The 14,156-nt window shown below is 43.5% G+C and carries 12 protein-coding genes and 2 pseudogenes; 12 read left to right on the top strand and 2 right to left on the bottom strand.

Annotation, left to right across the window (positions count from 1 at the left end; genetic code table 11):
• Positions 1-110 precede the first annotated feature (110 nt).
• The 4 genes and pseudogenes from DXD25_RS05875 (at position 111) to DXD25_RS05865 (ending at position 2,724) form a co-directional block, all read left to right on the top strand.
• Complete coding sequence (locus DXD25_RS05875) at positions 111-1,166, top strand: YhcG family protein (protein ID WP_117662205.1); 1,056 nt, start codon at positions 111-113, stop codon at positions 1,164-1,166.
• Between the two features lie 476 nt (positions 1,167-1,642).
• Entirely contained in the window at positions 1,643-2,371 is a 729-nt protein-coding gene (locus tag DXD25_RS05870) for a hypothetical protein (RefSeq protein ID WP_147327867.1), read from the top strand.
• A 66-nt stretch (positions 2,372-2,437) separates the two neighbouring features.
• Positions 2,438-2,530: pseudogene (locus tag DXD25_RS17520) on the top strand (hypothetical protein); the annotation flags it as partial.
• A 26-nt stretch (positions 2,531-2,556) separates the two neighbouring features.
• Entirely contained in the window at positions 2,557-2,724 is a 168-nt protein-coding gene (locus DXD25_RS05865) for a type IIL restriction-modification enzyme MmeI (protein WP_233522207.1), read from the top strand.
• Positions 2,725-2,850: 126 nt separating this feature from the next.
• Here the strand turns inward: DXD25_RS05865 and DXD25_RS16650 are convergent, their stop codons facing one another.
• The gene (locus DXD25_RS16650) at positions 2,851-2,997 is read right to left on the bottom strand and encodes a hypothetical protein (protein WP_158556307.1); all 147 of its coding nucleotides are present in this window, start codon (positions 2,995-2,997) and stop codon (positions 2,851-2,853) included.
• 157 nt (positions 2,998-3,154) lie between these two features.
• Entirely contained in the window at positions 3,155-5,281 is a 2,127-nt protein-coding gene (locus tag DXD25_RS05860) for an outer membrane beta-barrel family protein (RefSeq protein ID WP_117662203.1), read from the bottom strand.
• Between the two features lie 739 nt (positions 5,282-6,020).
• Between DXD25_RS05860 and DXD25_RS05855 the strand changes: the two genes are divergently transcribed.
• From DXD25_RS05855 to proB, 8 genes and pseudogenes are all read left to right on the top strand, one after another.
• A complete protein-coding gene (locus DXD25_RS05855; protein ID WP_089544447.1) occupies positions 6,021-6,389 on the top strand; it encodes a LytTR family DNA-binding domain-containing protein in 369 nt (122 codons plus the stop codon).
• A gap of 146 nt (positions 6,390-6,535) precedes the next feature.
• Entirely contained in the window at positions 6,536-6,916 is a 381-nt protein-coding gene (locus DXD25_RS05850) for a TonB family protein (protein ID WP_158556306.1), read from the top strand.
• A gap of 14 nt (positions 6,917-6,930) precedes the next feature.
• Positions 6,931-7,989 (top strand): tetratricopeptide repeat protein, encoded by a 1,059-nt coding sequence (locus tag DXD25_RS05845; RefSeq protein WP_117662201.1) that lies wholly within the window; start codon positions 6,931-6,933, stop codon positions 7,987-7,989.
• 21 nt (positions 7,990-8,010) lie between these two features.
• The gene (locus DXD25_RS05840) at positions 8,011-10,086 is read left to right on the top strand and encodes an outer membrane beta-barrel protein (RefSeq protein ID WP_117662200.1); all 2,076 of its coding nucleotides are present in this window, start codon (positions 8,011-8,013) and stop codon (positions 10,084-10,086) included.
• 123 nt (positions 10,087-10,209) lie between these two features.
• Entirely contained in the window at positions 10,210-10,992 is a 783-nt protein-coding gene (gene proC, locus DXD25_RS05835) for a pyrroline-5-carboxylate reductase (protein ID WP_117662199.1), read from the top strand.
• A 23-nt stretch (positions 10,993-11,015) separates the two neighbouring features.
• Positions 11,016-11,570, top strand: a complete 555-nt coding sequence (locus tag DXD25_RS05830) for a helix-turn-helix domain-containing protein (protein WP_117662198.1) — start codon at positions 11,016-11,018, stop codon at positions 11,568-11,570.
• Positions 11,571-11,580: 10 nt separating this feature from the next.
• Positions 11,581-13,242 carry an AMP-binding protein gene (locus DXD25_RS05825; protein WP_117662197.1) on the top strand — a complete coding sequence of 554 codons (1,662 nt, stop codon included), beginning with the start codon at positions 11,581-11,583 and terminating at the stop codon, positions 13,240-13,242.
• A 63-nt stretch (positions 13,243-13,305) separates the two neighbouring features.
• Positions 13,306-14,076: pseudogene (gene proB, locus DXD25_RS05820) on the top strand (glutamate 5-kinase); the annotation flags it as partial.
• Between the last annotated feature and the right edge of the window lie 80 nt (positions 14,077-14,156).

The raw sequence follows: 14,156 nt of genomic DNA, 5'->3' as shown, positions 1-14,156 counted from the left end.
GGAAAAGTGTATATTTGCAGCCGTAATCCTTGGAATGGTGTATAAAACAGCTGCACTTATTCGCATCTTAATATGGCAAATAATATTAAACAGGCTTATAAACATATAAAATGACAACAGACAATAAAGACAACAGGTTCTCAATAGAGAACAGCGATTATGCCGAGATACTGCGACACGCTGTCGCAGTAATTGAGCATGCTCGGACAGAAATAGCCCGACATGTCAATGGCTATGTCTCTACCGCTTATTGGGAGATTGGTCAAATACTTCATGAGCGCAAGATTGAAAGCGGGTATGGTGACAGAGTTGTAAGACGGTTGTCAGCAGACCTGAAAGAACGCTATCCAAAGATGGGTGTTTCACCACGAAATCTGTGGGATATGAAGAAATTCTACGAACGCTTTTGTCACTCAGATATAAAAGTGCGACAAGCTGTCGCACTTTTGCCTTGGGGACATATATTGCGTCTTCTTCAGAAAGTTGGCAATGACGATGCAGCAATGCTTTTCTATGCACAAGAGACACGTTCCAAAGGTTGGAATCGCGACTTGTTGCTCAATGCCATCAAACTCAATATGTATGAGACACAGGCATTGGCACGAGTAGATAACAATTTCGACCGCACTCTTCCTGCCGAACAAGCACAGTATGCCAACGAAGTGTTTAACAGCAGCTATAATCTTGGTTTCTTGGGAGTAACAAGTCCTATTTTGGAGCTTGAACTTGAAGACCGCCTTGTAAAAGCTATCACCCGTTTCCTTATGGAACTTGGTAATGGCTTCACTTTCATTGGCAACCAGCATGTATTGGAATACAATGGTAAAGAAAGCAAGGTAGATATGCTGTTTTTCCATCGTGGACTGCGCTGCCTTGTTGCTGTTGACTTAAAAATAGGGGCTTTCAAACCAGAGTATGCAGGCAAGATGAACTATTATCTGTCTCTGCTTGACCGTCTTGAACGTGGTGCAAACGAGAACCGTTCCATAGGAATCATACTTTGTGCGGAAAAAGACCGTGTAGAGGTGGAACTTGCACTTGAAGATATGGGAAAACCTATCGGAGTGGCAGACTATCAGCTGATAGTACCGAAAGAGAAATTACAGAAAGTCCTTACTGATGAGATAAAGGCATTTAGTGAGGAAAAAGAAAAAAAGATTAATTGAGCAAGCAAATGTCAAAAGCAAATAACAGAGCGGCAGCCGATACATTTTTGGCTGTCACTCTTGGCGTTTTAAGAAAAAGTTATTACCTTTGCCAACAGGAAGAAACAACGCAAGAGTAACTAATGAATTCCTCACTTTTCGTTCTTCACTCTTCACTTACAAACATGACAGAGAAACAACAGAAAAATGCTGCCGCTGCCTTCGCCAAGCGATGGGAAGGCAGGGGATATGAGAAGGGTTAATACAGAAGACTATGTGGTGTCAAATTGCTCCATGACCCGAAAATTTTCCACCAAAAAGAGTGAGTTTCTCAGATTTAATTTGTAACTTTGCCATGTCATATCAGAGTTTTGCTTGTTTTCTTATCGCAACACTAAGACAAGTGAGAATTCTGACATAGCAAAGCCCCGGACAACTTTTTGTTGATCAGGCTCTTAAAAGGTTTAATTTACAATAGTGTTGCGGAATTAAGGATTATGAAAATATATCGTGTATTAGGTGTTATCTTAGTTGCGTTATGCTTCTTTGCATGTAATAGCAATAAAGAAAATGAGTATGAGTATCAGCCTCTGACTATAGATAATTACGCAGAGGTATCCTTGGGTGATACGACAAATCTCATAATAAATGGCGGAAGTGGAAACATTGTTGTTGAAGGAAACGACAAGGTGGACATTTCTACAGATCAGAATGACAAACAGAAAATCACTCTTATCGGCAAGGAAATAGGCACTACTAACATCTTCGTACGAGATAAAATCACGAACGAGTCATGTAGCATTGAGGTAAATGTGATTTTCCCATTTCTTACGTTGAACTTTGAAGAAGAGGGAGGAAACCACCACAATATAATTCCATATAGCTTATTCGCTTTGGTTGCAAGTGAAGATAGCATATGTTACGTTTTTAGCTATAATAACATGCAGTTTAAGTACAATGACATACCAATGATGAAAGGAACATACCATATATCTCAAAATGGGACCATGTTGTCTTTCGACTTAAAAGGAGAAAATAGTACCTTCGAACATACCTTTAAGGTAAAAAACGATAATGTTGCATACCTTCTGTCAAACATGTCAAGCATAAGCACGCTACCAAAAACCTATTTAACGGCAAGTTTTACTGACGTAGAAACGGGCACTGACTTTCCGCATGTATTCATAGGAAATAAGTTCCTCAAGAATTTACCCAAACGAGAGTAGAAGCTCGTATAACAGTATTGAATTAAACGCAAACGTGTTTCTTCCAAAAGACGAAAATATGTACCAATGGGATTCATAAAGGCAGGGACAATCGTTACAGACCGCGTACAAATAATTCCAGCAGCTAGCCTTTATCACTTTGGCATATTGGAAAGTAATGTACACATGGCTTGGATGCGCACAACATGTATGAGACTAAAAAGCGACACCCGATGCTCATGCCGAAGGAGTTTTTGCAAGCTCATCGACAGAACGACCGAGCCGTGATGGCAGCCTATGGTTTCTCCACCAAGATGACGGAGAGTGAATGCGTAGCGGAGCTGTTCAAGAAGTATGCGAAAATAGTGGAATAAAGAATTTGCAATATAAGCCAACAAGGGCATTTGCCGACAATATCAGCAAATGCCCTTGTGCTATTAAGGCTCCAAGACTATCTTTCCTTTCGATGGATAACGATAAGCTTATATCCTTAACTTATATCAAACTTTTACCGCATTGACAGTCACAACCCTTGCCACATAGCCATTAGGCAAAGATGGCATATCAACTACCTCATTTACAGGATGCTCCTTAAGAAACTCCTCCCAGGTAGTATGAACTACTTTTAATTTATTGTTCTCTTTCATATCTTAAATATAAAAACATTAACTTTAAACGACTTTCACGCTGCAAATATACACCTTTTATTTTTTATCTCCAAACATTCCTGCCTAAAAGTGCAAACCTACCTCAAAAAAATAATCTTAAATGGCTCTACTTTCGAATAAAAGTAATAAAAGATATTTATAGTCGATTCAGCTCCGCATTACCGGCACCAGTTCCCTTGTACTTGCTACGTGTGGTATTGAACTTATAGCGAAGGGTGAGTTGCAGATCTCTCGTACCTCGCTTAGACACTTGCAAGAGTTCCATCTTCTGGTTATAGAGCAAGTCGGCATCCCAACATTTATAAAGCAGGTCGTTACCTTTTATTTCCAAGGTAAGGGCATCCTTTAGGAATGACTTACTGATGCTTACATCCAGCACATGCTGCTCTTTGGCAAGATATACATTCATCGTGTTACCCTTGCTCTGATAGCGATAATCCACGTTAAGAGTGATACCGCATGGCAAGGAGAAGGCATTGTTGAAGTTGCCCATGAAGATAGGACGATTCAAGCAATAAGATGCCACATCTGTATGGAGGGTGAACCAGGGCTTCTGCATGCCCAAGTTGATTTGTGGCGCCCAAATGCCTATCTTTGGAGCGGCACTAATGTAGGCGGTCATGCTCTTGAGGCTCTTCACATTCTTACGACTTATCATGGTAATTGCTTCGTTATCAGGAATTTGCTCCGCCCAATAGATGATGGCATTGCGAGAGTCCTTGTAGTTGGCCATAAACTGGATGAACTTCCATACACCCGATAATTCCACTCTATGATTGGTTTCGTTGTCGAGATAAGGATTTCCTGTCTGGCGAGTAAATCGATTCATATAAGATACATTATTGCTCAGTTGACTATATGAAGGACGAGAGGTCTTTACCGAATAGCTCAACTGTGCCATTACCTTGCCTATCTTCGCACCATAGCTGATGGTAGGAAAGAGGTTGCGGAAGGAGCGACTCTGCTCGGGCTGGTAGATGCCTGCATCATAATACTTGAATCTTACATACTCGTATCGCAATCCTGCCGTGATGTTTCCTATCGGGGTGAGGCGTGCATATTGGATGAATGGACTTGTCGTCTGCTCCTCCAACTTGCTATAAGAGTTGGCGAGGAGGTCAGTGCGATTCACTTCGTAGTCATCGTTACGATGAGTATTGATATACTCAGCTCCATAGGAGAGATTACCGCCTAAGAGAGGAGAGGTAATTACGAGTTTGGTAGCTACCATCTTATTGCTCACACGATTCTTGGAGTTGATGTTACGAGAATCGTGCTCCTGGCTCTGTTCATCGCTATAGGCATAAGCCCTGTTTGTACTGAAATAGAGGTCGGTATTCAGATCAATAGTGGTCTTGCCCCAAATGCCGTTGTAGTAGGCATTTAATTGATGGCTAGGGTTGTTCTTGTCGACCGTCAGACCATCGGTTTTGATATAGTCGTAAAACTTACCGTCGGCAGTCACCTGACTATCGAAAAAATCTTTTGAGCGAGAATAGCCTGGCGAGGTCAAGGTGTATCTCGCACCAATGGAATGATTGGCATTGAAATCATAGCTAAAACCACTGATAAGACGATGCGATTCTATACGACCTGTTACTTCGTTGTTGTTATGCTGTTGCCAAAGTGTATCTACATGTACAGTCTGCTCGTAGGTGGCCTTTTGCATCCATGTTGCATCAGAGAACTTATAAGTGGCAAAGAGATTCAGTCCATTATGGCGATAGTTCATGTTAACCTGTTGGATGGTATTGTCATGCTTATTGTACCAATACACAGAGCGAGTATCAAAGCCGATACCTTCTCCTTTCTTCTTGATGGTCTTGATTTTGATTACTGCATTTACCGAAGCATCGTAGGTAGCTCCTGGATTCTGGATGACTTCCACACTCTTGATGTCAGAAGATTTAATGTTATCCAACTCACTGATGTCTTGCATCTTCCTGCCGTTGATATATATAATAGGTGTACCCTTGCCGACCACCTCATATCCATCTTTCTTCTTCACGATACTCGGCACATGCTTCAATACATCTTCTGCCGTACCCATCTTGCTAAGCACGGTTCCTGCCACGTTGGTCAGCAGTCCTTCGTGGGTCTTCTTATATTGAGGAAGATGAGCTTTCACCACCACTTCGCCAAGTTCTTTGGAGAACTTATCAAATAGGGTCGTGTCGGAAATCTGTTCACCATTGATGCTCTGTGCCATCATCTGTGTTATGGTAATGCCACAGAAGGATGCTACTAACGCAAGTCTTTTCATTGTCTTATTATTCTTTATGTTGTTACTATTCTTATTTATTGCAAAATAGCAAGGCAACGACTATGCCAAAAACATAAATAACTGATTATCAAAACATATAGAAAGAATGTCCATAAAACGACCTGTCTAAATACTTGACACTGCTGTCTAGTTATTAGACAGAAAAGCCATCTAAAAGGTTACGATGCGACACCATCTCCTTAATATATTCATGGTATTATTATTGTATTCTTGCCGCAAAAGACTGAAAAACAATAAAATAGCAAAATCTATCGCATTTTTATGAGGGACTTTTCGAGCTATCCATACACTTTTATGAGGGACTTTCTGCATTTTGTTCATCAAACCAAGGCAATATCAGCGTTTATAAATAACTTTACAGATTAAAACATAGTGAGAATATCTCTTAAGAGAAGAATTTATTTCCCTTAAGGAAAAAAATATTTTCCCTTAAGGAAAAATACAAATATCCTTAAGGGAAAATTTTCAATCCCTTCTTTCCCCATTTTATGGGTGATTCTTCTTGTTTTACTCTTTCTTGAATATTATTTACATAGATAGGAGAATAAAAAGGGGATAGGATAAAAATGAAATAATAATTGTAACTACTCTTGCTCATAGGGGTACTGAGTTGTTACCAGCATTCTCCACAAAACGAATCCACAGGTTCACAAAAAACACGATACATCCAGCCATACTTTTGAAATATTATGCTTATCTTTGCACCAAACTTATCAGTATGGAAGAATATCTCATCATATCAAATGCCAACTTCTTGCTCAGAGTGGCTTCCGAACAGATAGCATACGTCTGTTCGGAAGGAAGCTATTGCAATCTCCGACTCACCAACGGCGATGAATACACCTTCTCGTTCAACCTTGTGGTCTTTGAGAAGAAAATAGTAGAGCAACTTGCCCAAACGGCACACTTCTTCGCTCGTGTTGGCAGAAACTATATTATTAATAGTCAGCACATTTTCAGCATCAACCTCAACACTTCAGAACTAGTTTTGTACAACGAACGTTTTTGCGAGAAATTCACTCTGCACGTCAGCAAGGAACCACTCAAACAATTAAAAGCACTTTTAGACAACTCCATAAAATCGTAAAAGGTATGAAAGGAAAAAACAATCAGGAAGAAACTTATTTCTTGGGCAAAGCACAGGAAACAAGATACACAAAATCTCATCTATATAAAAAGGTATTTGGGATAGCCACTTGCGTAATAGCAATAATAGGTATAACCATCGTCCTTATGTTCAAACCGCAAAGCGTATCACAACCTCATGTGTTAAAGACGATAGCTGTTTTACCGGAAGGTGGTCAGATGCCAATCTTCAACGGCAATGGCGACATCAACGATTTCCTAAGATGGGTGATGACAAACATCCAATATCCTAAAGGATTGGAAGACAAGCCTGCGCGAGTAGTCATCAACTTCACCGTTCAAAAGGATGGAACATTGGGATTGTTTAAAGTTCTCGAAGCTCCCAAAGAAAAAGCCTATGAGCAGACTGTGATAGAACTTCTCAAGAGAAGCCCTCATTGGAAGCCTGCCCGACTCTCCGATGGCGAGGAAGTCAACATGGAGTTTACCTTGCCTGTCGTTTTCACTCCCGAAGTAAGAAAGAAATAATCAGCCAAAAAGCGATGAAACAGTTTAGATTGATCCTTATATTATGGCTATGTATGGCAATGAATGCCAAGGCCAACGAGACCGCAGCGAATCTACTTCAACAAGGAGATAGCTGTTTGAGTAGATATGATGTATTTCATGCAACCCAATACTACCAAAAGTATTTGGAAACGAATCCATCTCACCTGGGAGCACGCAGGAAACTGGCTTCCTGCTATCGGAAAGTAGGCAACTACACCGCCTGTATTTCTTGCCTAGACAAGATTCCATCAGATAACATCAACCACGAAGACATGCGAATGTTCTATTATGCGTATCTCAATCAGAACAACAATGACAAGGTTTCTCTCTGGGGTGAACGCATCGCATTCTTATTCCCATACGACAGTGAAATTATCGCTTCGCTTGCAGTGCATTACAATGGAGTGAACAAACCAGACAGAGCAGAAAAAGTGGCGAAGAATTACATTTCTCAATGTGATTCCACGAACTTATATGTCAACAAGGAATATGCCTATTCCCTATTCATGCAATTCAAATACGATGAGGCTATACTCTTGTATGAGAAACTGATAGCGCAAGGATTTGATAATTTCGAATCCAATTTCATCCTTGGCCTCTGTTATGAGGACCTGCCGGACAATGAAAAGGCGCTGAAACATTACCAGAAAGCTGTCCAGTTCAAAAACGACAATGCCACTTGCCTTTTCCACTTGGCTTTGGTAGAGAAGTCCTTCTGTATGGATTCACTGTCTATGGCTCATTTCAACCAGTCGTTAGAGGTTTCCTTGCCAAAAGACAGAGCATTGCGAACCTATAAATGGCTAGCCGACTTACATTTTCAACACAACCGATATGCAGACGCTGCACGTGACTTTGAGTTATGCACCCTATACGATGAAGAAGATAATCCTCTCAACTATTACAATGCCGCCCAAATGTTCATCGCTTCCAAAAACAAGCTGAAAGCGAAACTGTATCTCCAGATGTTCTTAGCAAATGCAAACAGACTGGAAGATAAAAAAGAGGCAGCACAACTCATATCTAAAGCCAAAGAGCAACTCAAGCAATAACCATCAAACTCACATAAATACATGAAAATAATTTTTATCTTAGGTTCAGCATTATTGCTGAGCCAGCCCCTTTGCGCTCAAAACGAAGAGGCAAAAGACACGCTTACCGCCCAGATGATGATGCAAAACCTGCCAGAGGTTTTCGTCAAGGCGACACGTCCTATCGTCAAGGCAGAAAGAGGACAGTTGGTTTACAACATGCCACTGCTCATAGAGAAAATGCCGGCAGACAACGCTTATGATGCCCTTACCCGAATACCAGGAATAAACGAACTAAACGGCAACATCAATTATGCAGGAAAGGAACTGACTCTCATCATCAACGGCAAACCAACCACACTCAATTACGCACAACTGGCAGAGCGATTAAAAGCCATGCCCGCATCACAATTAGCCAAAGCCGAAGTGATGCTGGCAGCGCCAGCACGCTTACATGTTCGTGGAATGGTCATCAACCTGATTACCAAAGACTATGTAGCAGAAAAACTGCTTTCAGGACAAATACAAAGCATCTGGAGCCAAAGCAAATACGGAGAAGGGAAAGGCAAAGCCAACCTGCTGTTCCAAAAAGGGAAATTCGGTCTGGATGCCATGTATTCATTTACAGATGGAACATCATACGGTGAGACTACTACCAATGCCAATCATCCGCTTCAAGGAAAGCGAGTAGCGTATCATGACAAGACCTCACAGAAAACCCTTGGATTGACTCACAACTATCGCTTGGGACTGAGTTATGCATTTGCTGATAACCACCAGCTATCCCTGGCATATACAGGAAAATGGGATAGTAGTCATCCTCATCATGAAACGATGGGAACAGACACCTCCCAGCAACAGGGCAATGAACATACCTACCTGCACAATGTAGATGCCAACTACAACCTGCCCTTTGGACTACAAATAGGCATATCCTATCTCAACTACCAAAATCCCAGCCAGCAATATCTGGAAGGAATGATGCTTGACGAAGAACGTATTCTATACACAAACAGCAAGCAGGTAATAGACAAATGGCTTTTCACCGCCGATCAATCCCACTCATTGAAGAAGGGTTGGGAACTGTCGTATGGTATGAAATTCCAAAACTGCAACAACAGAAGCTACCAAGCCACGACCAACAAGGATGGAGCAGACATTCCAGATGCAACCAGCCAGGTGAATATCGAAGAAAAAATCTTGAGTTTCTATGGCGGCATAAGCAAACAGATAAACGAGCGAATCAGCTTGGAAGCCTCTGTCGAAGCGGAGCAGTACCATTCTCCACAATGGAACAAATGGCATATTTATCCCACACTTAATGCATCGTGGAAAGCCAATCCTGGCAACATACTCAACTTATCCTTCAGTTCCAGCTCACTGTTTCCTAGTTATTGGTCAACTATGAGCAGCATTTACTATGCCTCTACCTATATGGAGATATGGGGAAGTCCTCAGCTCAAGCCTTACTCTACATACGAGACCAACCTGATGTGGACAATCAAAAGTCGCCATACATTGATGGCATTTGCAGAGTTCCAACCCAACTATTCTGTGCAGTTGCCTTATCAGACTACCGACCACCTGGCAGTCATTATGAAGGAGACCAATTTCGACTATAATCATACTATAGGCATTAGAGCATCGACGACTTTCGGTATAGGCAATTGGATGAACGGAAGTGTTTCGGCAACAGGAATCTACAGACATGACAAGAGTAACGATTTCTTTGACTTGCCCTTCAATCGCAAATATATTTCTGCCATTCTTGCCGGAAATCTATCCGCCCAGCTTAGCCGAAGCCATCACATCCATTTCATACTTAACCCATTCTATCAGTCGAAAGCCATTCAAGGACTCTATGACATCAAATTAGTCTTTCTCTTGAATGCTATGTTGAGATGGGCTTCCAATAATGAAAAATGGAGCATTGTGATTAAAGGCAGCAACATCTTCAACGAGGGATTCTCTACAAAATCAGTACAAGGCAATCAAGACTATCACATGAACATCAAGCAAGATTGGGCATTAGCCTCCATCTCCATCATCTATAAGATAGGTAAGTACAAGGAGAAGACGACCAAGGACGTAGATACTTCCAGAATGGGAGTAAACTAGCGAAATTCTTAGAATATCGTCAGTAAACAAGCGTACTTTCTTAAAAAATCGTCTATAGACACGCTATTTTCAGATAAAAGTAGTATCTTTGCACCGTAATTGCATTTTAACTATAAGACGACAATGAAAATAACAATTATCGGAGCAGGTGCTATGGGCGGTGCCATGGCAGAAGGACTCTTGCAGAGCGAGAAGTTCACTCCATCAGATATTACGGTATCCGACCACAACCAACCTGTTTTGGATCACTTCGCAAACGAAGGAGCCAGCGTAACTCTCGACAACCAGTTGGCTTGCCACGACGCAGACATCGTATGCGTGGTAGTAAAGCCATGGTGCGTAGAGAAGACATTGAAGGGAATCAAGGATGCACTCAACTACAAGAGCCAGAAACTCGTGGTCGTTGCAGCCGGTGTGCCTTCAGCCAACATCAAGGAGTGGCTGGACAAGGATGGCATCACCCCAACCTTCTTCCTTGTGATGCCAAACATCGCCATCGCCTACAAGCAGTCGATGACCTTCATCACTCCAGTAGATGCATCTGCCACAGAAATCCAGCAGATTACAGAAATCTTCGATGAATTGGGCGAAAGCCTCATCATGGAGGAGCGTCTTTTCCCTGCAGCCACAGCCATGTCATGTGCCATTGCCTACGCCATGCGCTATGTAAGAGCCAATGTGGAAGGCGGCGTAGAAATGGGCTTCAAGGCTAAGGATGCCCAGAAGATTGTCTTGCAGACCATCAAGGGTGCCGTAGAGCTGCTTCAGGAAACAGGTGAACACCCAGAGGCTGCCATTGATAAGGTTACTACTCCTGGCGGTTGCACCATCAAGGGCCTCAACACCATGGAACAGGGCGGCTTTACCAGCGCAGTGATCAATGGTTTGCTGGCAGGTAAAAGATAAAACAACCAATAAAATATTCGATTATGGACGAAGCAATTAAGCAAATCGGTGAAAGACTGAAAGGTCTCCGTGAGGTTCTCAACATCCCGGCTGAGGAGGTGGCTGAACTTTGCGAAATCAGTCTTGATCACTATCTCAAGATTGAGTCGGGAGAAGCCGACCCTTCTGTGTATCGACTTTCCAAGATTTCCAAGCGATACGGCATCGACCTCGACGTATTGCTCTTCGGCGAGGAACCTCGCATGAAGGGATACTACGTAACCCGCAAGGGACAGGGACCGGAGATAGACCGCAACAACCAGTATAAATACCAGAGCCTTGCCGTAGGATTCAAGGATAGAAAGGTGAATCCGTTCATGGTACAGGTGGATCCGTTGCCAGGCGACAAGAAGCCGAACAAGAACGGACACGATGGACAGGAATATGATTATGTGATAGAGGGACAGTTGGAAGTTACCATCGAAGAGAAGGTGATGGTGCTGAACCCTGGCGACAGCATCTACTTCGACAGCAAGAAGTCACACTGCTTCCGCTCACTCAACAATGAGCCTGCCAAGTTCCTTTGTATAATTATCTAGAAGAGTAACTATGATCGAGAGATTTCTAAAACAGACAAAATTCACTTCAGAGCAAGACTTCAAGGAGCATCTGGAGTTTATCATACCAGAAGATTTCAACTTTGCCTACGACGTGATGGACGAATGGGCAAAGATCAAACCAGACCACGTGGCGCTGCTTTGGGCAAGCGAACGCGGCGAGGAAATCCGTTTCACATACAAGGACCTGAAGGAGCAGAGCGACAAGGCTGCCGCTTACTTCCAGAGTCTCGGTATCGGTCACGATGATAAGGTGATGCTGATTCTGAAGCGTCACTATCAGTGGTGGCTTGCCATGCTCGGCCTCCACAAGTTGGGCGCCGTAGCCATCCCTGCCACCCACATGCTTACCAAGCACGACATCGTTTACCGCAACAATGCAGCAAGCGTGAAGGCTATCATCTGCTGCGGCGATGATTACGTGGTAGAGCAGGTTAATCAGGCAATGCCAGAGAGTCCGACTGTCAAGACATTGATTAGTATCGGTCCGGATATCCCTGAAGGTTTCCACGACTGGATGAAGGAATGGAACGAATGCGCTCCTTTCGTTCGTCCGGAGCATGTTAACTCTAACGAAGATACCCTGCTGATGTACTTCACATCGGGAACCACTGGCGAGCCAAAGATGGTGGCACACGATCACCTCTATGCCCTCGGTCATCTGACCACGGGTGTATATTGGCACAATCTCCACGAGAACTCCATCCACCTTACCGTAGCCGATACCGGTTGGGGCAAGGCTGTATGGGGTAAGCTCTACGGACAATGGTTTGCCGGAGCCACCGTCTTCGTCTTCGATCACGAGAAGTTTACGGCGGATAAGATCATGCGCCAGATTGAGAAGTATCACATCACCTCTTTCTGTGCCCCTCCTACCATCTATCGCTTCATGATTCAGGAGGATTTCTCTAAGTATGACCTCAGCAGTCTTGAATACTGCACCACAGCGGGTGAGGCAATGAACCCATCCGTGGCAGAAACCTTCCAGAAACTGACGGGCGTTCAGATTTACGAGGGCTTCGGACAGACTGAGACTACGATGACACTCGGAACCTTCCCTTGGATCAAGCCAAAGCCAGGAAGCATGGGCAAGCCAAATCCACAATATGATGTTCACATCCTTCGCCCAGATATGACGGAATGCGAGGATGGTGAAAAGGGCGAGATTTGCATCCGCATCGGCGACAACAAGCCTATCGGTCTCTTCAAATATTACTATCGTGACGAGAAGCAGACCAAATCGGTTTGGCACGACGGTTACTATCACACGGGCGATATGGCTTGGCGTGATGAGGAAGGCTACTTCTGGTTTGAGGGCAGAATCGACGACGTGATCAAGAGCTCGGGCTACCGTATCGGTCCTTTCGAGGTAGAGAATGCCCTGATGACTCACCCTGCCGTAGTAGAGTGCGCCATCACCGGTGTGCCAGACCCAATCCGTGGTATGGTTGTCAAGGCTACCGTCGTACTGAAGGATGAATACAAGAGTATGGCAGGTCCAGACCTCATCAAGAAGCTGCAGGATCATGTGAAGCACGAGACTGCTCCTTATAAATATCCTCGCATCATCGAATTCGTAGATGAACTGCCAAAGACCATCTCCGGCAAGATTCGAAGAGTAGAGATTCGAGAAAAAGACAATAAAAAGAAATAATGATTGTTGGAGCAAAGGATTTGAATTTTCAAATCCTTTGCTCCAACTAAATATCAGCATAAAATGGGAAAAAGAATCGTAGTAAAAGTGGGCAGCAACGTGCTGACACGAGAAGACGGAAAACTGGATGTAACGAGAATGTCGGCGATTGTTGATCAGATTGTCTGGCTCAGAAAGCATGACTATGAGGTGATTCTGGTATCTTCTGGTGCCGTGGCTGCCGGAAGAGCCGAACTGCACGTTGACCACCATCTGGACAGCGTGGAGCAACGCCAGCTGTTCTCTGCCATCGGACAGGTGAAACTCGTAGGTCTCTATTACAACCTTTTCCGCGAATACAAGATCAAGATAGGTCAGGTATTGACCATGAAGGAGAATTTCGGTGCCGAGGAGCAGTATAAGAACCAAGAGGCCTGCATGCAGGTGATGCTGGAAAACAACGTGCTCCCTATCGTCAACGAGAACGATACCGTATGCATCACCGAGCTGATGTTTACCGATAACGACGAGTTGTCTGGCTTGATTGCCAAGATGATGAATGCCGACACTTTGATTCTATTAAGCAATGTGGATGGCATCTACAATGGCGACCCAAGCGAGCCTACCACCCACATCATCCCATCGGTTTATTACGACCGCGACATCAGCGAGTATATCCTTGCCAGCAAGAGCAGCCACGGCAGAGGCGGTATGACATCAAAGGTAAAGACCGCCCACGACGTAGCCAATGCCGGCATCAAGGTAATCATCGCCAACGGCAATACGCCAAACATTCTCATCAATCTGAAGGAACATCCGATGGAGACCCTTCATACTGAGTTTGTGGCAAGACCGCTAAACAAGTAAAATCATTAGGGATAAGAAATACAGAAACCTAAAAAAGCAGCAAGCCTATTATAGACTTTGCTGCTTTT

Origin of the sequence: Prevotella sp. TF12-30 (genome assembly GCF_003436715.1) — a bacterium.
GTDB lineage: Bacteria > Bacteroidota > Bacteroidia > Bacteroidales > Bacteroidaceae > Prevotella > Prevotella copri_A.
The sequence above is the reverse complement of the archived record's forward strand: the minus strand, read 5'-3'. Positions and strand labels throughout refer to the sequence as shown.

Bases quoted from the DNA above. Each gene is read 5' to 3' on its own strand.
- DXD25_RS05875 (WP_117662205.1), top strand. From the start codon at position 111: ATGACAACAGACAATAAAGACAACAGGTTCTCAATAGAGAACAGCGAT.
- DXD25_RS05870 (WP_147327867.1), top strand. From the start codon at position 1,643: ATGAAAATATATCGTGTATTAGGTGTTATCTTAGTTGCGTTATGCTTC.
- DXD25_RS05865 (WP_233522207.1), top strand. From the start codon at position 2,557: ATGTATGAGACTAAAAAGCGACACCCGATGCTCATGCCGAAGGAGTTT.
- DXD25_RS16650 (WP_158556307.1), bottom strand. From the start codon at position 2,997: ATGAAAGAGAACAATAAATTAAAAGTAGTTCATACTACCTGGGAGGAG.
- DXD25_RS05860 (WP_117662203.1), bottom strand. From the start codon at position 5,281: ATGAAAAGACTTGCGTTAGTAGCATCCTTCTGTGGCATTACCATAACA.
- DXD25_RS05855 (WP_089544447.1), top strand. From the start codon at position 6,021: ATGGAAGAATATCTCATCATATCAAATGCCAACTTCTTGCTCAGAGTG.
- DXD25_RS05850 (WP_158556306.1), top strand. From the start codon at position 6,536: ATGTTCAAACCGCAAAGCGTATCACAACCTCATGTGTTAAAGACGATA.
- DXD25_RS05845 (WP_117662201.1), top strand. From the start codon at position 6,931: ATGAAACAGTTTAGATTGATCCTTATATTATGGCTATGTATGGCAATG.
- DXD25_RS05840 (WP_117662200.1), top strand. From the start codon at position 8,011: ATGAAAATAATTTTTATCTTAGGTTCAGCATTATTGCTGAGCCAGCCC.
- proC (WP_117662199.1), top strand. From the start codon at position 10,210: ATGAAAATAACAATTATCGGAGCAGGTGCTATGGGCGGTGCCATGGCA.
- DXD25_RS05830 (WP_117662198.1), top strand. From the start codon at position 11,016: ATGGACGAAGCAATTAAGCAAATCGGTGAAAGACTGAAAGGTCTCCGT.
- DXD25_RS05825 (WP_117662197.1), top strand. From the start codon at position 11,581: ATGATCGAGAGATTTCTAAAACAGACAAAATTCACTTCAGAGCAAGAC.